The organism is Pseudomonas lyxosi (assembly GCF_047758685.1).
Classification (GTDB): Bacteria; Pseudomonadota; Gammaproteobacteria; order Pseudomonadales; family Pseudomonadaceae; genus Aquipseudomonas; species Aquipseudomonas lyxosi.
In genome coordinates, this window is record NZ_CP180481.1 from 529771 (window position 1) to 554587 (window position 24817).

General features: G+C 59.3%; 24 protein-coding genes. 6 read left to right on the top strand and 18 right to left on the bottom strand.

The genetic code is table 11. From position 1 onward, the window contains the following. Positions 1–106 precede the first annotated feature (106 nt). Together pgeF and rluD are read right to left on the bottom strand one after the other, a co-directional pair. Entirely contained in the window at positions 107–832 is a 726-nt protein-coding gene (gene pgeF, locus ACMXYI_RS02555) for a peptidoglycan editing factor PgeF (protein ID WP_415771488.1), read from the bottom strand. Beyond that, on the bottom strand, positions 829–1791 hold the full coding sequence (gene rluD, locus ACMXYI_RS02560) for a 23S rRNA pseudouridine(1911/1915/1917) synthase RluD (protein WP_415771489.1): 963 nt from the start codon (positions 1789–1791) through the stop codon (positions 829–831). The genes pgeF and rluD overlap by 4 nt, the downstream gene beginning before the upstream one ends. A gap of 151 nt (positions 1792–1942) precedes the next feature. Between rluD and ACMXYI_RS02565 the strand changes: the two genes are divergently transcribed. The 4 genes from ACMXYI_RS02565 (at position 1943) to ACMXYI_RS02580 (ending at position 6243) form a co-directional block, all read left to right on the top strand. Next, on the top strand, positions 1943–2965 hold the full coding sequence (locus tag ACMXYI_RS02565) for an outer membrane protein assembly factor BamD (RefSeq protein ID WP_415771490.1): 1023 nt from the start codon (positions 1943–1945) through the stop codon (positions 2963–2965). A gap of 122 nt (positions 2966–3087) precedes the next feature. Next, positions 3088–3321: a PP0621 family protein gene (locus tag ACMXYI_RS02570; protein ID WP_008154904.1), complete on the top strand. Its 234-nt coding sequence runs from the start codon at positions 3088–3090 to the stop codon at positions 3319–3321. After that, the gene (locus ACMXYI_RS02575) at positions 3311–4900 is read left to right on the top strand and encodes a sensor histidine kinase (protein WP_415771491.1); all 1590 of its coding nucleotides are present in this window, start codon (positions 3311–3313) and stop codon (positions 4898–4900) included. The genes ACMXYI_RS02570 and ACMXYI_RS02575 overlap by 11 nt, the downstream gene beginning before the upstream one ends. A 2-nt stretch (positions 4901–4902) precedes the next feature. Continuing rightward, positions 4903–6243 carry a sigma-54-dependent transcriptional regulator gene (locus ACMXYI_RS02580; protein ID WP_415771493.1) on the top strand — a complete coding sequence of 447 codons (1341 nt, stop codon included), beginning with the start codon at positions 4903–4905 and terminating at the stop codon, positions 6241–6243. Positions 6244–6246: 3 nt separating this feature from the next. Here ACMXYI_RS02580 and thiO read toward each other — a convergent pair whose 3' ends face one another. From thiO to ACMXYI_RS02615, 7 genes are read right to left on the bottom strand one after another with little or no spacing between them, the layout of a single operon-like run. Then, on the bottom strand, positions 6247–7347 hold the full coding sequence (thiO, locus tag ACMXYI_RS02585; RefSeq protein WP_415771495.1) for a glycine oxidase ThiO: 1101 nt from the start codon (positions 7345–7347) through the stop codon (positions 6247–6249). A 56-nt stretch (positions 7348–7403) separates the two neighbouring features. After that, positions 7404–7805, bottom strand: coding sequence for a type IV pilin protein (locus ACMXYI_RS02590; protein ID WP_415771497.1), 402 nt, complete (start codon positions 7803–7805; stop codon positions 7404–7406). Between the two features lie 14 nt (positions 7806–7819). Then, positions 7820–10876: a pilus assembly protein gene (locus ACMXYI_RS02595; RefSeq protein WP_415771499.1), complete on the bottom strand. Its 3057-nt coding sequence runs from the start codon at positions 10874–10876 to the stop codon at positions 7820–7822. Next, positions 10863–11342: a pilus assembly PilX family protein gene (locus ACMXYI_RS02600; protein WP_415771501.1), complete on the bottom strand. Its 480-nt coding sequence runs from the start codon at positions 11340–11342 to the stop codon at positions 10863–10865. The genes ACMXYI_RS02595 and ACMXYI_RS02600 overlap by 14 nt, the downstream gene beginning before the upstream one ends. 11 nt (positions 11343–11353) lie before the next feature. Then, positions 11354–12067, bottom strand: a complete 714-nt coding sequence (locus ACMXYI_RS02605; protein WP_415771503.1) for a PilW family protein — start codon at positions 12065–12067, stop codon at positions 11354–11356. Continuing rightward, a complete protein-coding gene (gene pilV / locus ACMXYI_RS02610; RefSeq protein WP_415771505.1) occupies positions 12064–12513 on the bottom strand; it encodes a type IV pilus modification protein PilV in 450 nt (149 codons plus the stop codon). Before pilV ends, ACMXYI_RS02605 begins: the two co-directional genes overlap by 4 nt. Continuing rightward, entirely contained in the window at positions 12510–12983 is a 474-nt protein-coding gene (locus ACMXYI_RS02615) for a GspH/FimT family pseudopilin (protein WP_415771507.1), read from the bottom strand. Before ACMXYI_RS02615 ends, pilV begins: the two co-directional genes overlap by 4 nt. A 131-nt stretch (positions 12984–13114) precedes the next feature. On the opposite strand from ACMXYI_RS02615, the gene ACMXYI_RS02620 reads away from it, so the two are divergent. Then, complete coding sequence (locus ACMXYI_RS02620; RefSeq protein WP_415773850.1) at positions 13115–13672, top strand: GspH/FimT family pseudopilin; 558 nt, start codon at positions 13115–13117, stop codon at positions 13670–13672. On the opposite strand, the gene ispH is transcribed toward ACMXYI_RS02620, so the two are convergent. The 6 genes from ispH to murJ all read right to left on the bottom strand — a co-directional run bounded on the left by ispH (position 13641) and on the right by murJ (position 21142). Further along, positions 13641–14588, bottom strand: coding sequence for a 4-hydroxy-3-methylbut-2-enyl diphosphate reductase (gene ispH, locus ACMXYI_RS02625; RefSeq protein ID WP_033054296.1), 948 nt, complete (start codon positions 14586–14588; stop codon positions 13641–13643). The two genes, ACMXYI_RS02620 and ispH, sit on opposite strands and share 32 nt — an antisense overlap. Positions 14589–14741: 153 nt before the next feature. After that, a complete protein-coding gene (gene fkpB, locus ACMXYI_RS02630) occupies positions 14742–15179 on the bottom strand; it encodes an FKBP-type peptidyl-prolyl cis-trans isomerase (protein WP_177327872.1) in 438 nt (145 codons plus the stop codon). Between the two features lie 7 nt (positions 15180–15186). After that, positions 15187–15699, bottom strand: a complete 513-nt coding sequence (gene lspA, locus ACMXYI_RS02635; RefSeq protein WP_129441088.1) for a signal peptidase II — start codon at positions 15697–15699, stop codon at positions 15187–15189. Then, complete coding sequence (ileS, locus tag ACMXYI_RS02640; protein WP_415771509.1) at positions 15692–18523, bottom strand: isoleucine--tRNA ligase; 2832 nt, start codon at positions 18521–18523, stop codon at positions 15692–15694. Before ileS ends, lspA begins: the two co-directional genes overlap by 8 nt. Continuing rightward, positions 18524–19474 carry a bifunctional riboflavin kinase/FAD synthetase gene (ribF, locus tag ACMXYI_RS02645; protein ID WP_415771511.1) on the bottom strand — a complete coding sequence of 317 codons (951 nt, stop codon included), beginning with the start codon at positions 19472–19474 and terminating at the stop codon, positions 18524–18526. 129 nt (positions 19475–19603) lie between these two features. Next, positions 19604–21142 (bottom strand): murein biosynthesis integral membrane protein MurJ, encoded by a 1539-nt coding sequence (murJ, locus tag ACMXYI_RS02650; protein ID WP_415771512.1) that lies wholly within the window; start codon positions 21140–21142, stop codon positions 19604–19606. A gap of 252 nt (positions 21143–21394) precedes the next feature. On the opposite strand from murJ, the gene rpsT reads away from it, so the two are divergent. Then, the gene (rpsT, locus tag ACMXYI_RS02655) at positions 21395–21673 is read left to right on the top strand and encodes a 30S ribosomal protein S20 (protein ID WP_008154937.1); all 279 of its coding nucleotides are present in this window, start codon (positions 21395–21397) and stop codon (positions 21671–21673) included. Positions 21674–21794: 121 nt separating this feature from the next. Here the strand turns inward: rpsT and ACMXYI_RS02660 are convergent, their stop codons facing one another. From ACMXYI_RS02660 to cgtA, 3 genes are all read right to left on the bottom strand, one after another. Then, complete coding sequence (locus ACMXYI_RS02660) at positions 21795–22259, bottom strand: CreA family protein (protein WP_309676989.1); 465 nt, start codon at positions 22257–22259, stop codon at positions 21795–21797. 12 nt (positions 22260–22271) lie between these two features. Further along, positions 22272–23390, bottom strand: coding sequence for a glutamate 5-kinase (gene proB, locus ACMXYI_RS02665; RefSeq protein ID WP_415773851.1), 1119 nt, complete (start codon positions 23388–23390; stop codon positions 22272–22274). A gap of 137 nt (positions 23391–23527) precedes the next feature. After that, a complete protein-coding gene (gene cgtA / locus ACMXYI_RS02670; protein ID WP_415771514.1) occupies positions 23528–24751 on the bottom strand; it encodes an Obg family GTPase CgtA in 1224 nt (407 codons plus the stop codon). Positions 24752–24817: the final 66 nt, after the last annotated feature.

Sequence of the window (24817 nt, forward strand, 5' to 3'; positions counted from 1 at the left end):
CGGACCTATAAAACATCCTGAATGAAGAAACCTGCCAGATACCGTTATAGATGCGGTCGAATCTGGAAGATTCAAGCGTCAAACAGTTGATGCAGATCAGCGAAGTCTAACGCTCGAGCCAGACCAGGGAGGCAAACCGACCGGTGCGTGGACTGCGGCGGTAAGAAAAGAAGCGAGGATCGGTCACGGTGCAGAAACCGCCACCATAAACAGCGGTGACACCGCGAGCCGCCAGACGTAAGCGCGCCAGCTCGTAAATGTCAGCCATGAATTTGCCAGCATTTTGACTCGGCACAAAGGCTTTGGCGGCTTCGGGCAATTGCTCGACGAAGGTTTCGCGCACTTCAGGGCCGACTTCAAAGGCTTGCGGACCAATGGCCGGACCGAGCCAGACCAACACTTCTTCTGGCGGCACGGCCAGACTGTCGAGGGTTGCTTCCAGCACACCCGCCGCCAACCCGCGCCAACCGGCATGAGCCGCCGCGACGCGAGTACCTGCACGGTCGCAAAACAATGCGGGCAGGCAATCCGCGGTCATCGCCGTGCAGGCAATACCGGGCGTTGCCGTCCAGCTGGCATCGGCAGTGGCCGTAAGGCTTGGGTCCGCGTGGGCCACGGCAATGCCGTGAACCTGCTTTAACCAGGCCGGTTGAATAGAGAAATGATCGGTGAGGCGACGGCGGTTTTCGACAACAGCTTCGGGGCTGTCATCGACGTGATCGCCGAGGTTGAGGCTGTCGAACGGCGCCAGACTGACGCCGCCCGCACGGGTGGTAACGCAGGCTTTCACCCCGGCAGGCGCAGGCCAGTCGGGAATCAGCCAGTCACTCATCCGATGAACGCCTCGCGGTCTTGCTTGAGCAGCGTCAGCAACCAGACGAAATCGTCCGGCAGTGGCGATTCCCAGCTCATGCGTTTACCGGTGGTCGGGTGATCCAGCTCCAGGAACCGCGCATGCAGCGCCTGACGCGGGAACGCCTTCAACGATTCGATCATGGTCACACTGGCTGCCGGCGGAATACGGAAACGACCGCCGTAGGCAGGATCTCCGACCAACGGGAAGTTGATGTGAGCCATATGCACACGAATCTGGTGCGTACGACCGGTTTCCAGCTTCACCCGCACGTGAGTGTGGGAGCGGAAACGCTCGAGCACGCGGTAATGACTGACGGCTTGCTTGCCACCTTCCATCACGGCCATGCGCTGGCGTTGCTGACCATGACGACCGATCGGCGCGTTGATCTTGCCACCGGCCGTCACCACACCGATCACGATGCACTCGTAGATCCGGCTTACGCTGCGGCTCTGCAATTGCGTGACAAGCTGTGTCTGCGCCTGAATGGTCTTGGCCACCACCATCAGACCGGTGGTGTCCTTGTCCAGGCGATGCACGATACCGGCGCGGGGCACATTGATGATGTCCGGCACGTGGTGCAGCAAGGCGTTGAGCAAGGTGCCATCAGCGTGACCGGCAGCAGGATGCACCACCAGACCCGCGGGTTTGTTGATCACCAGGATGTCGTCATCTTCATAGACGATGTCCAGCTCGATGTCTTGAGCGATCCATTCGCCCTGAGCTTCCTGCTCGGCAGTGAGTTCAAGAATGGCACCACCATGAACGATGTCTCGCGGGCGGATAACCGCCCCATCCACAGTCAGGTGGCCGTCTTTGATCCAGGCGGAAAGGCGCGAGCGCGAGTGCTCAGCGAATAATTGTGCGGCGACTTGATCGAGGCGTTGGCCGCCCAATTCGGACGGCACCTCTGCGCGAAGTTCAATTTTATCGGACATGCTCAGACTAGGCGTCGGCACAGCCTTTGGTTTCGGCTGCGCGCTTGTGGTTAAATACGGCGTCTTTTGCCCCGAGGCTATTCAACGGGGCGCTCATCATAACAGGACGGCCCCGCCCAAGACAGCGGCCGTCATAGGGACGCAAGCCGCCATGCAAGTGAAACACCTGCTGCTGATCGCCATCCTCGCATTGACCGCTGCTTGCTCATCGAAGGAAGTCGTAGACGAAAACCTGAGCGAAGTCGAGCTGTACCAGCAGGCTCAGCACGATCTGGACAACAATAGCTACACCGCCGCCACAGCCAAGCTGAAGGCGCTGGAGTCGCGTTATCCGTTCGGTCGCTACGCCGATCAGGCTCAACTCGAGCTCATTTACGCCAACTACAAGAACACCGAGCCTGAAGCTGCGAAGTCCGCGGCCGAGCGCTTCATTCGCCTGCACCCGCAGCACCCGAACGTGGATTACGCGTATTACCTCAAGGGTCTGACTTCTTTCGACCAGGACGTCGGCCTGTTGTCGCGCTTCCTGCCGTTGGACATGACCAAGCGTGACCCGGGTGCCGCTCGCGACTCCTACAACGAGTTCGCCCAGCTGACCAGCCGCTTCCCGAACAGCCGCTACTCGCCGGACGCCAAGCAGCGCATGATCTACCTGCGCAACCTGCTGGCCGCCTACGAGATTCACGTTGCCGACTACTACCTGACCCGTCAGGCCTATGTCGCCGCCGCGAACCGTGGTCGCTACGTGGTGGAAAACTTCCAGGAAACCCCTTCGGTCGGTAACGGCCTGGCGGTGATGACAGAGGCCTACCAGCGTCTGCACCTGGACGACCTGGCCGCCACCAGCCTCGAAACCCTGAAGCTCAACTACCCGAACCATCCAAGCCTGGTCGACGGTCAGTTCCAGCCTTCGGTGGCCGAAGCCGACAACCGCTCGTGGTTGAGCAAGGCAACACTCGGCCTGATCGAATCCCGTCCACCGCTGCCGCCGGGCGAAACCCGCGCCAACCAAGACGTGCAGAAGCAGTTCCAGGACGCCAAGGACGCGATTCCGAACGATCTCAAGCCTAAAGATGAAAATGGCGACGTGATCGAAGAAGAGGAACACGAGTCCGAAGCCAATAACAGCGACCGCTCGTGGTTCAGCTACATGACCTTCGGCGTGTTTGACTGACACATCGGGTTGTACAAAAAGGAGCCTTTCGAGGCTCCTTTTTTATGGGCTCGATGATTACGCTGTGCGCTGGTCATGTCCTTGGCTAAACTGGCTCATCACTGGTCAAATAGCAGCTCATCATGCTTCGTTTACTGTTCTGGATCGCCCTGATTGCCGCTGCGGTATGGTTCTGGCGCAAGTTCAAGGGCCAGGCTTCCGTGCCCAAGTCCTCTGCCGAGCTGGAAGCGGCCCCCATGGTCCGCTGCGCCCATTGCGGCGTACACCTGCCACGCGACCGCGCGCTGAGCCTTCAACAACAGTGGTATTGCAGCCAGGCTCATCTTGAGCAAGGCCCGGGCTCCAGTGATCGCTGAGACCTCCAGTCCCGGCAGCAAACAGGCCCAGCGACTGCTGCGCCTCTATCACCTTTACCGTTTGAGCATCGGCATCACCTTGGTGCTGTTGATCTCCAGCGACATGGACAACCAGCTGCTGACGTCCGCCAATGACGACCTGCTGCGCAGTGGCAGCTGGTTTTACCTGGTGCTGAATATCCTGCTGGTGGTATTCCTCGGGAACACCCGGCGCCCGGCGCAACTGTTCAGCCTGGCGCTGACCGACGTCCTGCTGCTGTGCGGTCTGTTCTACGCCGCCGGCGGTGTGGCCAGTGCCATCGGCAACCTGCTGATCGTATCGATAGCCATCAGTAACACCTTGTTGCGAGGGCGCATCGGCCTGCTGATTGCCGCCGTTGGCGCGCTTGGCATCGTCGGGCTGAGCTTCCTCCTGAGCTTCAGCCATCCCGCCACCCCCAACGATTACCTGCAAGTAGGTACGCTCGGCGCCCTGTGTTTTGCTGCCGCATTGCTGGTGCAAGGGCTGATCCGACGCCTGGAGGTCAGCGAAACCCTCGCAGAACAACGGGCCAGCGAAGTCGTCGGCCTTGAAGCCCTCAACGCACTGATCCTGCAACGCATGCGTACCGGCATCCTGGTACTCGACGACAAACGGCGGGTTCAACTGGCCAACCACAGCGCCTTGAACCTGTTAGGCAGGGAAAATCTTGCAGGCCAGCTGATCGACGACTACTTACCCAGCCTGGTCGAACGCCTGCAATTGTGGCTCAACAATCCGACACTGCGCCCCCAGAGCCTGAAAGTCACCAGTAGTGGTCTGGAGCTGCAACCGAGCTTCATTGCCCTGAACCAAAGCCCCCACCACCAGACCCTGGTCTTTCTCGAAGACCTCGCGCAAATCGCTCAACAAGCCCAGCAATTGAAGCTCGCCGCCCTCGGTCGCCTGACCGCCGGTATCGCCCATGAAATCCGCAATCCACTGGGCGCCGTTAGTCATGCCGCGCAGCTATTGCAGGAATCAGAGGAACTGAATCGCGCGGATCGACGTCTGACACAGATTATTCAAGACCACTCTCAGCGAATGAATCGGGTAATCGAAAACGTCCTGCAACTGTCCCGCCGCCAGCAAACCGTAGCGCAACGGCTTGATCTGAAGCCGTGGCTGGAACAGTTCGTCAACGAAACCCGCGAGGGGGCGACCGAGCATCAGCAGATTCATCTGCGCATCGGCTCAGGAGACTTCAAAACCCTGATGGATCCAGACCAACTGACCCAGATTCTCGACAATCTGTTGCGTAACGCCTGGCGCCATAGCGCCTTGAATCACGACCTGGCACAGGCCTGGCTCGAGTTGTTCGTCGACCCGGACAGCCAGCTGCCGGTCCTCGATATCCTCGACGATGGCCCCGGCGTGGCACCGGAGCATCACGTGCACTTGTTCGAACCGTTCTTCACTACCAGCCCCCAAGGCACCGGCCTTGGGCTTTATCTGTCCCGTGAGCTGTGCGAAAGCAACCAGGCCCGCCTAGACTTCAAGCCACGCCAAGGCGGCGGCTGCTTTCGCATCACCTTTGCTCACGGACGGAAACAAAGTTGAACATGAGCCCACGGCAAAAAGTCCTGATCGTCGACGACGAACCGGATATCCGCGAACTCCTGGAAATCACCCTGGGACGGATGAAACTCGACACCTTCAGTGCCCGCAACCTCGGCGAAGCCCAGGCCCTGCTGTCGCGAGAGTCGTTCGATTTGTGCCTCACCGACATGCGCCTGCCGGACGGCACCGGCCTTGAGCTGGTGCAACACATCCAGCAACGCCACCCAAACGTACCGGTGGCAATGATCACCGCTTATGGCAGCCTGGAAACGGCGATCAACGCCCTCAAGGCCGGCGCCTTCGACTTCCTGACCAAACCGGTGGACCTCACTCGCCTGCGGGAACTGGTCAACAGCGCGCTTCGGTTGCCTGCGCCGGGCAGCCCCGGCATCGCCATCGATCGTCGGCTCCTGGGCGATTCACCGCCAATGCGCGCCTTGCGCAAACACATCGACAAACTGGCCCGCAGCCAGGCGCCGGTGTACATCAGCGGCGAATCCGGCAGCGGCAAGGAATTGGTCGCGCGACTGATCCATGAACAAGGCCCCCGCGCCAGCCAACCGTTTATCCCGGTCAATTGCGGGGCGATTCCGTCGGAATTGATGGAGAGCGAGTTTTTCGGTCATCGCAAAGGCAGCTTCAGCGGTGCCATCGAAGACAAACCCGGACTGTTCCAGGCGGCCCATGGCGGCACCCTGTTTCTCGACGAAGTAGCTGATTTGCCGCTGGCGATGCAGGTCAAACTGCTACGGGCAATACAAGAAAAAGCCGTTCGCGGTGTCGGCGAGCAACAGGAAACCGTGGTCGATGTGCGTATCCTTTGCGCCACCCACAAAGATCTCGACGCCGAAGTCGCCGCCGAACGCTTTCGCCAGGATTTGTACTACCGGTTGAACGTGATCGAACTACGGGTGCCGCCCTTGCGCGAACGCCGTGAAGACATCGAATCCCTCGCCAGCCACGTGCTCAAGCGCCTGGCCATCAGCACTGGCCAACCCGCTGCAAAACTCCACCCCCAAGCCCTCGACGCGCTGAAAAGCTATCGCTTCCCCGGCAATGTGCGGGAACTGGAGAACGTGCTCGAACGGGCTCACACGTTGTGCGAAAACAAACAAATTGAAGCCAGCGACCTGCGACTGGCCGAAGGCAACTGCAACCCGGAAGGCGGTGTGCCGGACCTGACGCAGATCGACAACCTGGAAGACTACCTGGAAAACGTCGAGCGCAACCTTATCCTCCAGGCCCTGGAAGAAACCCGCTGGAACCGCACGGCGGCGGCTCAGCGGTTGAATCTTTCATTCCGGTCGATGCGCTACAGGCTCAAGAAACTGGGACTCGATTGAGTCTCAGATCCGTCCAGCCGGTGCATACGGCGCCGGATCAATGATCGGCTCACGCCCCAGCATCACATCCGCAAACAACTGACACGACGCTGGCGCCAGTACCAAGCCATTACGGTAATGCCCGCAATTGAGCCAAAGCCCTTCGAACCCTGGCACCCGACCGATGTAGGGAATGCCTTCCGGTGAGCCCGGTCGCAACCCGGCCCAGTGGCCCACAACCTCGGCATCCGCCAGTGCAGGAATCAACTCCACCGCCGACGCCTTCAGGCTCTCCAGGGCAGATTCGGTCGGCGTCTTGTCGAAGCCTTCATGCTCCAGCGTACTGCCGATCAAAATGTGCCCGTCGCGCCGAGGAATCGCATAGCGCCCCTTGGCCAGAACCATGCTCGGCAGGAAGTCCGCCGCGCATTTGTAGAGAATCATCTGCCCTTTCACCGGCTCGACCGGCAGCTCCAGACCCAGGATTTTAAGTAAATCACCGCTCCAGGCACCCGCAGTCAGCACCACCTGATCGCCATGAATCGCTCCCGCCGAGGTCTGCACCCCGACCACCGTAGCGCCTTCACGGATAAACCCGCTGACTTCACACTGCTCATGAATCGTCACGTTCGGCAGCGCCAGCAACGCAGCCTTGAGGGACTTCACCAGCCGCGGATTACGCACATTGGCCACATCGGCCATGTAGATCGCCCGGGAAAAACCGCTCCCCAACACCGGCACCGCGTCGTGAGCCGCCGAGATATCCACCGCCCGCAACGGACGGTTTTCCCGCTCGGCCCAGGCCAGCGCCTCGGCCTCGTCATCCAGGTCCAGCCAGTACAACCCGGTGGTATGCACCTCGGGATCGACACCGGTAGCTGCAAACAGTCGCTCACCCAGCTGTGGATAAAAATCCTGGGACCAATGCGCCAATGCGGTGACCGTCGGGCTGTAGCGCCACGGGTAGAGCGGCGAAACGATGCCGCCACCCGCCCAGGACGACTCCTGACCGACTTTCGAACGATCCAGCAGCACAACGCTTTGCACTTCGGACGCGAGATTGAACGCTGTCAGCAGGCCAATCACGCCGCCGCCGACAATCACCACTTGCTGTTGCCTGGTCATGTTCTGATCCAACCGTTAAATAGACAGAGGGCACAAAAGGCACCCGAAAAAGGAACTCAGCGCCCCCAGCAATCCTTGGTGGTCAGTCCGGCCGTTGCGTTGACCATGCCTCTGACACCCGTGTTGGTAATGGTGAAATTACCGCACCTGTCAGCCGCCATGGCCTTGCCGACCTTGCGCTCCGCCGTCAGCAGGAAGGTCTGATCGGTCAGGGTCGGGGTGATGGTATAGAAGTCATTACCGGCGCTCAGGCCGGTGACATTGGTGTAGACATTATTCTTCGAATAGTAGCGTTCAAGGATCTGCGCTTGTTCGGAGAGCAGACCGGCGACTTCAGTGCGGCGGCCCTTATTCACATACTCGGTGAGGCTCGGGTAGCCAATGGTGATGACGATCCCGATGATCGCAATCACGATCATGATTTCGATCAGGGTGAAACCTCGGTTGGATCTGCGCATGCCTCAACTCTCACTTACTGTATTTGTCGCCACATGATGCGACGGCTGCCGCCGCTGCCGGGCTTTTCCACCAGGGAGCTGATGCCACCGCTGGAGTCGTTCACAATCTTGCGGGATGCATTGTTGACGATCGCGTTCAGCGTCGGAATACCGCCGGTGAAAATCACCCCGCTGGAAATCGAATCCTTGATGTCGACCAGCCCGTCGCCATTGCTGTCGAGCACCGCGTAATTGAGCATCTTACCGCTGAATGCATCCAGTTCGACCAGTTTGCCGGTACCGAAACTGGCGCATGGGTCGGTGGTGTCCACGCTGGCCGTGGTGAACACGATCCGGCCGGCCACCAGACTGGCCTGATTGATCACCCGCTCACCGGTTAACACGTTGTTGTACACCAGCGGCAGGTACCAGCCTTTTTTCGCCGGATAGGTCACGTCGTTCTGGCTGGTGGTGATGAATTGCCCACTGCTACCCGAGAACACGCCAGTTACCGACTGAGCCTGCAAACTGGACGTTGTGATTTGTCCGGAGCCACCTTGCGCATCCCACACGGCATAAAAAGCCTGAAGGTCTTTGTTGGTCTTGTCGGCAGTTTCATTGAATTTACCGGTACCGAAAAACACTTCCTTCCCTCCCAGCGCATTGTCCGCCAGCAATGGTTGCGCGGTAATTGGCTGGGTGATGCCACCTGCGGTGGTAAACAACGGTTGGCGGGAAAACGCCAGATCCCACGATTCCGGGGCGGTGGCGCTCAAATCAAACTTCCACAGCCTCCCCTTCAAGTCGCCGCCATAAGCGGCCTGCACCACATTCTGCGAGTTGACCCGAAGCTTTACCGACGACAGGCCGTTGGTAGTCTCCGCGCCGTCCACCACGATTTTCTTGATCAGCGTGCCGTCGCGAATGTCGACCACGTACAACGCTGCCACCCCGGAGTTGCTGCCATAACCGTTGGAGATGAATGCCGCCCATCGACCGTCGGCCAAGCGTGCCACTTCCGGGCGTGCGTAGGCATAACCCAGATCATTGAAAACGTTCGCCGTATTTGCTGTGGCCGGAGCGCTGATTTCCCACAACGCTTTCGTTACGTTACCAGCCGATGCGTCGAACAGTTGCAGCGCATAGAAGGTTCGCCCTCCTGCCCCTGTCCCGCCCAACGCAAGGGTTTTCCATGCACTGTTGAGCTGGGCATCGAACACGCCCACCTGGCCGTCCACCAGAAACTTGTGGCTCACCCCGTTTATGTAAGTGGGGTCGGCGATGTAACGCAGTGACGGCAACACACTGGACGGCATAAAAGCGTAACGCCGTGTGCCGTTGGCCGTGTTGATGACGTTTACAAAGCCGTCGTTGGCGTTCACCACGAGGCTGGCGTTCATGCTTGCCGCTTTGGTTGCCAGATAAGTGCTGTAAGTGGTGTCGCCTGACAGATCGGACGCGGTTTTATCCGTGGGCGATGCCAGGGCCAACGGCGAATTGATGATGTCGCCAAGCAGCACACTGCGCACTTTCAGGCCGGCCTTGTTGGTGCCCTTGCTCCACTCCACCAGATCGCTGCCGGTGATGCCGATGGGCAAACTCTGGCTGAGGGATGTTTGCTGAGCAGGGGAAAAACTGGCGTAGGCCAGCGTCACAGCCGCATTGGTCTGTGTGTTCCAGGATTGATAGGTCGGCGCCGTGGCACCAGGCACGATGGCAGTATCGGTTGTCCACAACACCGAGGCGGTGTTGACCGTGCCAGCGGAGGTAAATCCGTAGGACTTGATCGTGCCGCGCCAATCCTTGGGATCGTAACTGGTCTGAAAGTAATTCGAACCGCTGGCCAGAGTGGTCCCGCTGGTGACGCCACTGCCTCCGGAGCCGGCCTTGGACGTGATGTCGCTCAGGGCGGACGAGAGTGCACTGTTGAGGCCTACATTGTCGGTCGCCTGGTAATACTTGCCCTGCCCGTAAGTCGCCGCGTCCGACAACATCGGGTTCGCAGTGGCGAAGCCGACGGTGTAGGTGTTCATGTTCTGCTTTGGAAAATCCGCTGCGTCCCAGTTTTTGTTCGCAGAATCGGTGCCGGTCGTGCGCATGTCGATGTCGAAGGCGAACTTGGCGATGTCATCCAGATAAAGTGTGTCGCCCTCATCGTCACCGCCGGGGCCATCGTTGTTTATTCCATCCCAATTGGGCAGTCGGATACCACCCAAGGTATCGGTGGTCGGGAAGGTCCGGTCAAAGGTGGGCAAGCCGTCGGTAATCACCACACCATAGTTTTTCTGGCAGCGGTACTGGATCGGACTGGTGTAGGTGGCGGGCGCCGAGTTGTAGAACGGCGCCATGCCGCGCATGTACCGGGTCACTTCGTAATAGGTTTCCGCCAGCGGCGTGTTGGCGACCGCACTCAAGCCGTTGATCGAGGTAATCAGGGCGTTGTAGTTGGCCTGGTCCGCCAGATCGCTAATGGAACGGGCGATGTAGCCACCATTGCCGGCGTTGTTGCTGTTGACCGGGTTGAACGTCGCCAGGCCAATACGCAGTCCGCGGTTAGTGGTCACCAGATCGGTGGCCGCCTTGCGCGCAACGTTCATCCGGTAATCGTTGGGGATTGAACCGGTTGTGAAATCGCGGTTGTTACCGTTAGCCAGCCCCACCAGGTACGAAATGTAATCCGCAGAATATCGGGTATTTTCGCCGCCCACCGGATCGGGCAGTTTGAGGCACTGGGGCGCGAGGCTGTTGTTGTAGAACGCGTAATAACCGTTGGAGCAGCCGGACGTCGGCAAGCTGGAGAGGAAGACCGTGTCTCCGGTGATGCTGGAGAACCCCAGACACAACCCCAGCAGCGCATTACATTGTCGGGCCGGTGTTCGGTTCACTGCCGGATCGAATCCCGCCGCGTAGATGATGCTGTTCATGCTGCCCGAATCGTCGATCAACAACATCACGTTCGGCGCGACGGCTGCAGCGCTCAACAGCGGCGAATCCGAGGGGGTGAACGCATAAGCCGGCGCTGAGAGATATAAACCCAACAACACGCCGCAAACCAGGCGCCACAGCCCGGCGTGCCGTTCAGTACTTCGCATAGATACTCTCCACCACACTGCGCGAGTTGCCCGCGATGCCGACTGCGGTCACCCGGTACAGCGTTGTCGAGGTGTTGCTTGGCACATTCACGGCGGTCAGGGTGGTGCCGATATTCTGCACCCCGTAAAAACCGCTGCCGGAGGCTATCCAGGTCACCCCCGAGGTGGAATTGAAGCCAGCGCCGATGATGGTCGACGACTCGGCCGGTGGTGCACATTGGGTGGTGCCGCTGCAGACCGGCAACGAATAGGTCTCCAGTTGCACCGCGCTTTCACCCACGCGCAACGCCGATTCGGCGCCCTGGAACGACTGATTGCGCAAGGTCACGCTGGCCGCCATTTTTTCCTGCAGGGTTGCGTTTTGCATCGATGAAATACCGATCAGTGTCAGCAACAGAAGAAACACCAGGCTAACCAGCAGCGCCATGCCACGCTGGGCGTGAGGGGTCACGGGAGAAATACTCATCGGCCCTCCCCTCATGGCAAGCGGTTGCGCAGAGCGGCAACCACGTTGAAGGTTTGATTGCGTACCCGGTTGTTCGGGTCGGTGAGGGTCAATGTCAGGCGAACACTGCGAATGCGCGCCGAATCAGAGGGGTTGCTGCTGTAACTGGAGGCGGCCACATCAGTAGCGGAACTGGCGAGGCCGAAGCTCACGTTGAAGGCACTGACGTTGTTCACCAGCACCGCCTGAGCCGGCGTGCCGGTGCCGACACCCATCAGCAGTTGATTGTTGCTGAAGCTGTAGATCAAGCGCCGGATCGGAAACGCAAGCTCGCCCGACGCCGGAACTCGGGTGCCCGTGTAGGCCGTTGCATTGTTCCGACAATCGGAAACTACCGTCCAGGTCGGTACCCCGCCACCGCCGCCGACATCCGCAGTCACCAGGGTCAGTTTGAGGTTGGCGTTGTCCCAACTGATGGGCGTTGTCAGGCTGGCATTGAAGTCACCTGCCGAGCTTGAATCGGTAACCGCCCCCAGACATCCGAACATGCCGACCATGCGGATTTCCTGAATCATCTTGCTCAGCACGAACCGCGCATCTTCCTGCATGGCGGCAGCGGTGTTCTGGCTGACATAGGTGTTCTTGGCCGCGATGAAAATCTGCGCCACGCCCAGGACCACGACCAAACTCAATGCCAGGGCGATCAGCAACTCGATCAGGCCGAAACCTCTATTGGACCGGTTCATGGCGTCGGCACCGGATCGAGGGTGGCACGACTTGTCAGGACGAAACTGCGCCGCGAATTGGCTACATTCGCAGCCCGCGAGTCATCCCAGGTGATGGTGATGGTGTACACCCGCTGATTGAGCGTAACGCTGCCGGTGGCAGTGGCGCCGCCGAAATTGACAATGTTGGTGGTGAAGTCGTAGAGGTCCTGATCCCGGGCGACGCTCAGGTTGCCTGAGGTCGGAGGCGTGACGGTGTAGTCGGCACCGGAGTTGGCGCGAATGCGGTCCATCATGTCGTAGGCGATAAAACTGGCCTGGCTGGTCATCCGCGCGCTGTCAGTGTACTTCAGCGCATTAAGCTGAATCGCTGCCGCCCCCAACAGCCCCACGCTCAGAATCAACAACGCAACCAAGACTTCGATCAGCGTCATGCCCTCCTGTGCACGCTTGCTCCATCCCCTCATCCGCAATTTCCACCCAATAGAATTCGTCCGTTCAAACACACATTCAGCGTTCTGCTTTCCGCCCCCCGTACGTAGCTGATCACCACCGCCGTGGACGGTGCCGACAACCCGCCAAGGTTGTTGAAATCGATGGCGGTCACTCCTGAGGTTAGCGTCAGAGTCGCGCCGCTGCTCATCGCTGGAACAACCCGCAATACATTGGCCGGAGTGCCAGTACCGTCAAAGACCGTTAATTCTCCGCTCCAGACGCTGCCGCCGGCCGTCGGGCGCAGCCGGGTGGTGACACCACGGTCGATAGCCTCCAGTCGTGCGAAATTGAGTCCGCGTTGCAGATCGCCAATTTCAGTGTCGGCCCTGGTGATTTGCACCGAACGGGTAAACGCCGGCACAGCCAGCGTGATCAGGATCAGAAACACCGCGAGCGCGATCAGCAACTCGATCAGCGTGAAACCTTTTGTACGATGATCCATCGGTGCCCTCCGTTGCCGTCGGCTATACCTGCTTCTACACGCTAGAACATTCGACCGGCAGATGTTCGGTTGTTTTGCCATTACTCGCGCAGGGATCGCGCGGGCCGCAGCACTCCAGGGAGGGAGATGACATGCATCAGCGAGGTTTCAGCCTGATCGAACTGCTCATGGGACTGACAATTGTCGGGATTGTTCTGCTGTTGGTCAGTCCGGCGTTTGCTGCACTGACTGAATCGAACCATCGCGAGCAGGTGGCAGAGTCGCTTATCAGCGGTATACGCAACGCCAGAACCGTTGCCATCACACGCAACAAGAGCGTCGTGATTCACGCCATCAACGGTGACTGGAGTCAGGGCTGGCGGATCATTCTGGATATCAGTGGTAAAGGGGCGGAAGACAACAGCAATCCGCTGCTGATTGAGCGCGCGAGTGGCACTCAGGTGCCGATTGTCGGCAATTGGCCGGTCAGGCGATACATACGTTTCAACAGTATTGGCGAGCCACAGATGCCCGGGCGGGCCTTTCAAGCGGGGACACTGCACATTTGCGCAGCACGCGAACCGGTCACTCAGCTCCAGGTGGTGCTGGCCGCGACCGGCCGCGTCAGCCTGCGCAGCCATAAGGCTGAGCAGGCGCTGTGCCCAGGGGGCAAAAGCGTTAAAGCAGGGAGCGGACACGCAACTCTTTAGGCATGGAGAAGGTGATGTTCTCCTCGCGACCGGCCAGTTCATCGGCGCCGGTAGCACCCCACGCCTGCAACTGCTGGATCACGCCACGCACCAGCACTTCCGGTGCGGAGGCGCCAGCGGTGATGCCGATTCGCTCGACACCGTCGAACCAGCTCTTTTGCAGGTCTTCGGCACCGTCGATCAGGTAGGCCGGGGTGGCCATGCGCTCGGCCAGTTCACGCAAGCGATTGGAGTTGGAGCTGTTCGGGCTGCCGACCACCAGTACCACGTCGCACTCGTCGGCCAGTTGCTTGACCGCATCCTGACGGTTTTGCGTGGCGTAGCAGATGTCGTCCTTGCGCGGACCACCGATCGCCGGGAAGCGTGTACGCAGGGCGTCGATGACGCGGCTGGTATCGTCCATGGACAGGGTGGTCTGGGTCACGAACGCCAGTTTTTCAGGGTTGTTCACCTGCAAGGCTGCGACGTCTTTCTCGTCTTCAACCAGATAGATCGCGCCACCATTGCTGCCATCGTACTGGCCCATGGTGCCTTCGACTTCCGGGTGACCGGCGTGGCCGATGAGGATGCATTCACGGCCGTCGCGGCTGTAGCGTGCCACTTCGATGTGCACCTTGGTCACCAGGGGACAGGTGGCGTCGAACACCTTCAGGCCACGACCGGCAGCTTCGGTGCGCACGGCTTGGGAAACACCGTGGGCACTGAAGATCACGATAACGTCGTCCGGCACCTGATCCAGCTCTTCGACGAAAATCGCCCCGCGAGCGCGCAGATCTTCGACGACGAATTTGTTGTGGACCACTTCGTGGCGCACGTAGATCGGCGGCCCGAAGACTTCCAGGGCGCGGTTGACGATTTCGATCGCACGGTCCACACCGGCGCAGAAGCCACGGGGGTTGGCGAGTTTGATTTGCATGCTGTGCCTCGTGTCTTGCGCGCGAAAACAATGAAAAACGACTGTGGGAGCGAGCTTGCTCGCGATGGCGGAGTATCAGTCGACATCAATGTTGAATGTCAGGCCCTCATCGCGAGCAAGCTCGCTCCCACATTTTTGACCGAGTTCGGTCAGTTACAGCGATTTGACGTTGATGATCTCGACGTCAAAGGTCAATGTCTTGCCGGCCAGCGGGTGGTTGAAGTCGATGGTCACTTGCTCGTCATCGAATGTCTTCACCACACCTGGCAACTCAGTATTGGCCGCATCGTTAAAGATCACCAGCAAGCCAGGCGACAGTTCCATGTCCTTGAACTGCGAGCGCGGGATGATCTGTACGTTCTGCGGGTTGGGTTGGCCAAAAGCGTTTTCCGGCTGAATCGTCAGCGTACGCTTGTCGCCAGCCTTGAAGCCGAACAGCGCTGCTTCGAACCCTGGCAACAGGTTGCCATCACCGACCTTGAAGGTCGCCGGGGCTTTGTCGAAGGTGCTGTCGACGGTGTCGCCGTTCTCCAGGCGCAGTGCAAAGTGCAAGGTGACTTCCGTGTTCTGGCGGATGCGTTGCTCAGCCAATACCTGTTCAGTCATGAACGGCTTCTCCGGTTTTCTTACTTTTGAACATGTCCAGCGCAAGCATTACGGCACCGACAGTGATTGCACTGTCGGCAAAGTTGAACGCCGGGAAATACCAGCGGTTCTGCCAATGCACCAGAATGAAATCGATCACATGGCCCAGAGCAATGCGGTCATACAGATTACCCAGCGCGCCACCCAGTACCAGCGCCAAAGCGACGGCCAGCCAGGTTTCGTTGCGCCCCAGACGCTTGAGCCACACTACCAGCACCGCACTGACCACGACCGCGATCAGGGCAAACAACCAGCGCTGCCAGCCGGAGCTGTCGGCCAGGAAGCTGAATGCTGCGCCCGTGTTGTAGGCCAGGGTCCAGCTGAACAAATCGGGGATCACCACGATTTGCTGGAACATCTCGAGCTTGCCTTCGAAGTAGAACTTGCTGGCCTGGTCGATGACCAGGACCAGCAAACTCAACCAGAGCCAGCTCAGCCGTCCGAAACGGCCAGCCGCATTAGGCATAGTGACGAACCTCGCCAGCGCCGCTGATGTTGTCGACGCAACGACCGCAGATTTCCGGATGCTCCGGGTTCACGCCGACGTCTTCACGGCAGTGCCAGCAACGGGCGCACTTGGCGTGGCTCGACTTGACCACTTGCAGTTTCAAACCGGTGACTTCGGTGACCACGGCATCGGCCGGCGCCTGAACGAATGGTGCAACGGTAGCGGTCGAGGTGATCAACACGAAGCGCAGTTCGTTGCTCAGCTTGGCCAGGTCGGCGCTCAGCGCCTCTTCGGCGAACAGCGTCACTTCGGCTTGCAGGTTGCCACCGACGGCCTTGGCCGCGCGCTGGATTTCCATTTCCTTGTTGACCGCGACCTTCACCGCCATGATCCGCTCCCAGTAGGCGCGGTCCAGCTCGACGTTTTCCGGCAGCTCGGTCAGACCTTCGTACCAGGTGTTGAGCATTACCGATTCGTTACGCTCGCCCGGCAGGTATTCCCACAGTTCGTCAGCGGTGAATGCCAGGATCGGGGCGATCCAGCGCACCAGCGCTTCGGAGATGTGGTACAGCGCGGTTTGCGCCGAACGGCGGGCCTTGCTGTTGGCGCCAGTGGTGTACTGACGGTCCTTGATGATGTCGAGGTAGAAACCGCCCAACTCCTGCACGCAGAAGTTGTGGATCTTGGAGTAGACGTTCCAGAAGCGGTATTCACCATAGTGCTCTTGCAGCTCGCGTTGCAGCAGCAGGGTGCGGTCCACAGCCCAACGGTCCAGCGCCAGCATTTCTTCGGCCGGCAGGATGTCGGTGGCCGGGTTGAAGCCGGTCAGGTTGGAGAGCAGGAAGCGTGCGGTGTTACGGATCCGTCGGTAAGCGTCCGCACTGCGCTGCAGGATCTGCTCGGAAACCGCCATTTCACCCGAGTAATCGGTGGAAGCAACCCACAGACGCATGATGTCGGCGCCCAGCGTGTCGTTGACCTTTTGCGGCGCGATCACGTTGCCCAGGGACTTGGACATCTTGCGGCCGGACTCGTCGACGGTGAAGCCGTGGGTCAGCAGCTCGCGGTACGGTGCGTGGTTGTCGATGGCGCAACCGGTCAGCAACGACGAGTGGAACCAGCCACGGTGTTGGTCCGAACCTTCCAGGTACAGGTCGGCACGTGGACCGGTCTCGTGGCCCATCGGGTGCGAACCGCGCAGAACGTGCCAGTGCGTGGTGCCCGAATCGAACCAGACATCGAGGGTGTCGCTGATCTTGTCGTATTGCGGCGCTTCGTCACCGAGCAACTCGGCGGCGTCCATCTTGAACCAGGCTTCGATGCCTTCGACTTCGACGCGTTTGGCGACTTCTTCCATCAGTTCGGCGGTACGTGGGTGCAGCTCGCCGCTTTCCTTGTCCAGGAAGAACGGGATCGGCACGCCCCAGTTGCGCTGACGGGAGATGCACCAGTCCGGACGGTTGGCAATCATCGAGTGCAGGCGCGCCTGGCCCCAGGCCGGAACGAACTTGGTCTCTTCGATGGCTTTGATCGCCCGCTTGCGCAGGGTGTCGCCGGTCACAGGTTCTTTGTCCATGCCGATGAACCACTGCGCGGTGGCGCGGTAGATCAGCGGGGTCTTGTGACGCCAGCAGTGCATGTAGCTGTGTTCGATGATGCTGGTGTGCAGCAGCGCACCGACTTCGGTCAACTTGTCGACGATGGCCGGGTTGGCCTTCCAGATGAACTGGCCGCCGAAGAACTCCAGCGACGTTGCGTAAACGCCGTTGCTCTGTACCGGGTTGAGGATGTCGTCGTTGACCATGCCGTACTTCTTGCAGGTCACGAAGTCGTCCACGCCGTAGGCTGGCGAGGAGTGAACCACACCGGTGCCAGCGCCCAGTTCAACGTACTCGGCCAGGTAAACCGGCGACAGACGGTCGTAGAACGGGTGGCGGAAGTTGATCAGTTCCAGCTCTTTACCGGTGGTGGTCGCGATGACCGAGCCTTCCAGGCTGTAACGGGCAAGGCACGACTCGACCAGCTCTTCAGCCAGCACCAGCAGTTTGTCGCCAACGTCGACCAGGGCGTAGTTGAATTCCGGGTGAACGTTCAACGCCTGGTTGGCCGGGATGGTCCACGGGGTAGTGGTCCAGATCACGATCGAGGCAGGTTTACCCAGCGACGGCAGACCGAAAGCGGTAGCCAGCTTGGCTTCGTCGGCAATCGGGAAAGCCACGTCAATGGTCGAGGACTTTTTGTTCTCGTACTCGACTTCCGCTTCAGCCAGGGCCGAACCGCAGTCGAAGCACCAGTTCACAGGCTTCAGGCCCTTGAACACGAAACCGCCCTTGACGATTTCAGCCAGGGCGCGGATTTCACCGGCCTCGTTTTTGAAATCCATGGTTTTGTACGGGTTGGCGAAATCGCCCAACACGCCCAGACGGATGAATTCGGACTTCTGGCCTTCGATCTGCTCGGTGGCGTAGGCACGGCACAGTTCGCGGGTCTTGTCCGCGCCCAGGTTTTTACCGTGGGTCACTTCGACTTTGTGCTCGATCGGCAGACCGTGGCAGTCCCAGCCCGGAACATAAGGCGCGTCGAAACCCGACAGGGTTTTCGAACGGATGATCATGTCCTTGAGAATCTTGTTCAGCGCATGACCGATGTGAATCGTGCCGTTGGCGTACGGAGGACCGTCGTGAAGTACGAACTTCGGACGATCCTTGCCAATCTCGCGCAACTTACCGTACAGGCCAATGCTGTCCCAGCGCTGCAGAATCTGCGGTTCGCGCTGAGGCAGGCCGGCCTTCATTGGGAAGGCGGTGTCCGGAAGGTTTAGCGTGGCTTTATAGTCGGTCATTTAAGGCTCTTCATTAGCGATTGGCGCTAGGTGCGACAGGGCACGGGCGGCGGCAACATCCGCATTGATCGCCGTCTTAAGCGCCTCCAGAGAGGCGAAACGCTGCTCTTCACGCAGCTTGTGGTGGAAAACCACCGTCAAACGCCGGTCATACAGATCGCCGGCAAAATCTAAAAGATGCACTTCAAGGTGGGCTTTGCCATCACCTTGAACGGTTGGCCGCACGCCAATGTTGGCGACGCCTGGCCAGGTCTTGCTGTCGATGTCGACGTTGACCAGGTAAACCCCGGTCAGCGGCACGCGACGACGCTTGAGTTGTATGTTGGCCGTGGGCGTACCCAACTGGCGCGCCAGCTTCTGGCCATGCAGGACCCGCCCGGCAATCCGGAACGGACGACCGAGCAGTCGTTCGGCCAGTACAAAATCGGCAGCGGCCAATGCATTGCGGACCTGGGTGCTGCTGACGCGAATACCGTCCAGCTCGACGGTTTGCGCCGCTTCGACGGTAAAGCCTTGCAGGACGCCGGCCTGTTGCAGGAAATCGAAATCCCCTACCCGGTCACAGCCGAAACGGAAGTCGTCACCGACCTCAAGATGTTGTACACCGAGGCCGTCCACCAGAATGGTGTCGACAAATTCGGCGGCGCTGAGCTTGCTCAGGCGGTGGTTGAAGGCCAGGCACAGGACCCGGTCGACACCTTCCTCGGCCAACAGCTGCAGTTTGTCCCGCAGCCGGGCCAGACGGGCCGGCGCCGTATCAGGGGCGAAGAACTCTCGCGGCTGCGGCTCAAAAATCACCACGCAGCTGGGCACGCCCAACTCGAGCGCACGCTCACGGAGCCTCGCCAGGATAGCCTGGTGGCCACGGTGAACACCGTCAAAGTTGCCAATAGTGGCGACACAGCCCCGATGCTGGGGGCGCAAGTTGTGGAGGCCTCGAACCAGCTGCATAACGCGCTTCTTGCTCATAAAGTGGTCGATTATAACCACACCCGGCGGCCGACGACAGGCAACACCGTAACCCAAAGTGATCGAGCCGACAAAACCGCCGGCTCGCCCGTGTTTATAGAGGTCGTGACCTCAGCTCAGCGCTTTGCGATTGAAGTCGCGCAAACGGAAGCCCATCAACAGCAACATGCCGAAATAAGCCACCACACCAGCAACGACCAATGCGCCCAGACGCAGGAACCTCTCCAGCATATGCCCCTGATCCCAGGCTGGCATGAAATGCATTCCGACCAGTAACACAGCAGACATCACCAACACTGCAATCACTAGCTTGAAACCGAACTTCGCCCAACCCGGTTGCGGCTCATACATCTGCTGCTTGCGCAGTTGATAGAACAGCAACCCGGCGTTAATGCACGCGCCGATGCTGATGGCCAGCGCCAGGCCGGCGTGGGCCAGCGGGCCGATCAACACCAGGTTGAACAATTGGGTAACGATCAGGGTAAAAATCGCGATTTTCACCGGCGTGCGGATGTTTTGTTGCGCATAAAATCCCGGCGCCAGCACTTTGATCACGATAATCCCGAGCAAACCGACCGAATATGCGATCAGCGCCCGTTGAGTCATGGTGGCGTCAAACGCGCTGAACTGGCCGTACTGGAATAAAGAAACCGTCAGCGGCTCGGCGAGAATCCCCAGTGCCAGGGAGCACGGCAACACCAGCATGAAGCACAGGCGCAGACCCCAATCGAGGATTCGCGAGTATTCCTGGCGATCCTTGCTGGCGTAGGTCTTGGCCAGGGTCGGCAGGAGAATCGTGCCCAGCGCCACACCCAGAACACCGGACGGCAACTCCATCAAACGGTCGGCGTAGTACATCCAGGACACGGAACCGGCGACCAGGAACGAGGCGAAAATGGTATTGATGATCAGCGAAATCTGGCTCACGGACACACCGAGAATCGCCGGCAGCATTTGTTTCATGACTCGCCAGACGCCGCTGTCCCGCAGGTTCAGTCGTGGCAACACCAGCAGGCCGATCTTTTTCAGGTGCGGCAGCTGATAGAGCAATTGCGCCAGACCACCCACCAGTACTGCCCAGCCCAGCGCCATGACCGGCGGATCGAAGTACGGCGTCAGGAACACCGAAAAGATGATCATGCTGACGTTGAGCAGGGTCGGCACGAAGGCCGGCACCGAGAAGCGGTTATAGGTATTGAGGATCGCCCCGGCCAATGAAGACAGGGAGATCAGCAATATATAAGGAAAGGTCACCCGCAACAGACTGGCCGTCAGCTCGAATTTTTCCGGTGTATCGGTGAAACCCGGCGCGGTCGCCCAGATGACCCACGGCGCAGCGATCATGCCCAACGCGGTGACTAATGCCAGTACCAGCGTCAGCAGGCCCGAGACGTAGGCAATGAAGGTTCGCGTCGCCTCCTCGCCCTTCTGGCTTTTATATTCAGCAAGAATCGGCACAAACGCCTGGGAAAAAGCTCCCTCGGCGAAGATCCGCCGCAGCAAATTGGGCAATTTGAAAGCGATAAAGAAGGCGTCAGTCGCCATCCCGGCGCCAAATGTACGCGCAATGAGAGTGTCACGAACGAACCCCAGAATCCGGGAAAGCATCGTGATAGAGCTGACGGCGGCCAACGATTTGAGCAGATTCATTGAAAGAGTTTGTGCCTGTCGATAAACAGCAGGCGAACAAAGCGCCTACTTATGCGATACTCCGCGCCGCAGCAGCACAGAGCCAAAGCTCGCGAGTTTACAGGTCAAGCGCCGGAAATAAATATCCCGCCTCTTTATACCTACCACTTAGCGGAACGTCTCAACCGCCCTTGACAAGACATCAACTCATCGGCATGATTCGCGGCCTATTTTGTTTGCTATTTCCTAAAAAGTCTTTCGAGGAGCTCGACGGTGGCCAACACACCTTCCGCCAAAAAACGTGCAAAACAGGCTGAGAAGCGTCGCAGCCACAACGCCAGCCTGCGTTCCATGGTTCGTACCTACATCAAGAATGTAGTTAAGGCCATCGACGCAAAAGACGCTGAAAAAGCTCAAGCTGCTTACGTTCTGGCCGTGCCAGTTATCGACCGTATGGCCGATAAAGGCATCATCCACAAGAACAAGGCTGCTCGTCATAAGAGCCGCCTGAACGGTCACGTCAAGGCTCTGAACCTTGCTGTTGCCGCATAAGCGATAAGCTTGTTAAAAAACCGACCTCCGGGTCGGTTTTTTATTGCCTGCGATTTAGTAAACCCAGCGCAAAAAAAATGGGAAGGGGCAGCCCCTTCCCATACTTTTGATCTTCTTTGGATTACTGCGCCTGCGCCCACGGCAAAATCGGAATCGCCGTCACCGCATTCTGCGGACTACCTTCGATCACACGATCGCTATAGACCAGGTACACCAGCGTATTGCGCTTCTTGTCGAGGAATCGCACCACCTGCATGGTCTTGAACACCAGCGACGTGCGCTCCTTGAACACCTCGTCACCATCCTTCAGCTCACCTTTGAAGCTGATCGGCCCGACCTGACGACAAGCGATAGACGCTTCCGCGCGATCTTCAGCCAACCCCAAACTACCCTTCACACCACCCGTCTTGGCCCGCGACAGGTAGCAGGTCACGCCCTCAACCTTTGGATCATCAAACGCTTCGACGACGATGCGGTCGTTCGGACCGACAAATTTGAACACCGTCGACACCTGACCAATCTCCTCGGCCGAGGCCAGCAGAGGCATCGCCAACAGCAGACCCAACAATCCTTTTGCCACGCGCATTCAGGTATTCCTTCAGACCAGGATCAGGTTATCGCGATGAACCAGTTCCGGCTCCGCCATGTAACCCAACAGACCGACAATCGCCTCAGACGACTGACCGATGATTTTTTGTGCTTCCAGCGCGCTGTAGTTGGCCAGGCCCCGGGCGATTTCGCGACCATCCGGCGCCACGCAAACCACCATCTCGCCACGACGGAAGCTGCCCTGGACCAGCTTGACACCCACAGGCAGCAAACTTTTGTTGCCTTTGGACAACGCCGTCACCGCACCGGCATCCAGCACGAGCGTGCCGCGGGTTTGCAGGTGCCCGGCCAGCCATTGCTTGCGCGCCGCCAGCAGGCCGCGCTCAGGCGACAGCAAGGTGCCGATGCGCTCGCCCGCCTTGAGGCGATCCAGTACGCGCTCAATACGCCCGCCAACGATAATGGTATGCGCACCGGAACGAGCCGCCAGCCGTGCAGCACGCAATTTGGTCTGCATGCCGCCACGACCCAGCGCACCACCCGTACCGCCCGCCACCGCATCCAGCGCCGGATCATCGGCGCGCGCTTCGTAAATCAGGCTGGCGTCAGGGTTGTTGCGCGGATCGGCGTCGAACATGCCATCGCGATCAGTGAGGATCACCAGCAAGTCAGCTTCGACCAGGTTGGCTACCAGCGCCGCGAGCGTGTCGTTGTCGCCGAAACGTATTTCATCAGTGACCACGGTGTCGTTTTCGTTAATCACCGGAATAACTTTCAGCTCGACCAGCGCGCGCAAGGTGCTGCGGGCATTCAGATAGCGCTTGCGGTCGGACAAGTCGTCGTGGGTCAGGAGAATCTGCGCGGTATGCCGGCCATGCTCGGCAAAGCTCGACTCCCAGGCCTGCACCAACCCCATCTGACCGATGGCAGCGGCGGCCTGCAACTCGTGCATCGCACTGGGTCGCACGGTCCAGCCCAAGCGGCTCATGCCGGCCGCCACCGCCCCGGAGGACACCAGCACCAGCTCGACGCCAGCCTCATGCAAAGCCACCATCTGCTCGACCCAAACACCCATTGCCGCGCGATCCAGGCCCTTGCCGTCCGCTGTCAGCAAAGCGCTGCCGATCTTCACGACCCAACGCTGCGCACCTGTCACCTTGCTCCGCATCATCTTCAACCTTAGCTTGAGGACAGCGCGACCTGGCACTGCCCGTAACGTTATTCGTGGTTATTCGTGACCAACTATCGATTTCCAGATACTAAAACGCCGCTCTAGTGAGCGGCGTTTAAGTTTATCGCAACGAATCAGTCACGCACGTAAATGATTTCCGGACCGTCTTCGTCATCCACATCTTCTTCGTCCCAATCATCGTCGCCGATGTCGTGGACCGACTTCACGCCGCTACGGCGCAGGGCACGCTGGTCATCCAGGGCCTGCAGCTGAGCACGGGCTTCGTCTTCGATGCGCTGATCGAGATCGGCCAATTCTTCTTTGTAAACCGGGTCGTTAGCCAGGCGATCAGCACGATCTTCCATGTAACGCATGATGTCGTGGCAAAGACGCTCGGTGCCCAGCTTGGAGATGGCCGAGATCACGTAGACCGGACCGGTCCACTCCAGGCGATCGACGATTTCCTTGACGCGAGCATCGTGCTCTTCTTCGAGGATCTGGTCGCACTTGTTCAGCACCAACCAACGATCACGCTCAGCCAGAGACGGGCTGAACTTGGTCAACTCGCTGACGATCACTTCAGCAGCATCCGGCGCGCTGGCGTCATCGAGCGGAGCCATGTCCACGAGGTGCAGCAGCAGACGCGTACGCGACAAGTGCTTGAGGAAGCGAATCCCCAGGCCTGCGCCATCGGAAGCACCTTCGATCAGACCCGGAATGTCCGCAACCACGAAGCTTTTCCAGCGATCGACACTGACCACGCCCAAGTTCGGCACCAACGTGGTGAACGGGTAGTCGGCGACTTTCGGCTTGGCGGCCGAAACAGAACGAATGAAGGTACTTTTGCCAGCGTTCGGCAAGCCCAGCAGACCGACGTCAGCCAACACCTTCATTTCCAGCTTCAGATCACGCGCCTCACCCGGCTTACCCGGAGTGGTCTGACGCGGAGCACGGTTGGTACTGGACTTGAATCGGGTGTTACCCAGACCGTGCCAGCCGCCGTGAGCCACCAGCAGCTTCTGACCAGCCTTGGTCAGGTCGCCGATCACTTCCTGAGTAGCGGAGTCAATGACGGTAGTGCCGACCGGAACACGCAGTACCAGCTCTTCACCTTTCTTACCGGTGCAGTCGGTGCTGCCGCCGTTGGAACCACGCTCGGCATCAAAGTGCCGGGTGTAACGGTAGTCCACCAGGGTGTTGAGGTTTTCGTCGGCGATCATGTAGACCGAGCCGCCATCACCACCGTCACCGCCGTTCGGACCACCGTTTTCAATGAATTTCTCGCGACGGAAGCTCATGCAACCGTTGCCGCCGTCGCCAGCCTTTACTCGAATCGATACTTCATCAACAAACTTCATAACAAAACGCCTCTCGTCATACGGACGAGCCGAAAAACACTAAGACATAAGACTCTTGCAAAAATG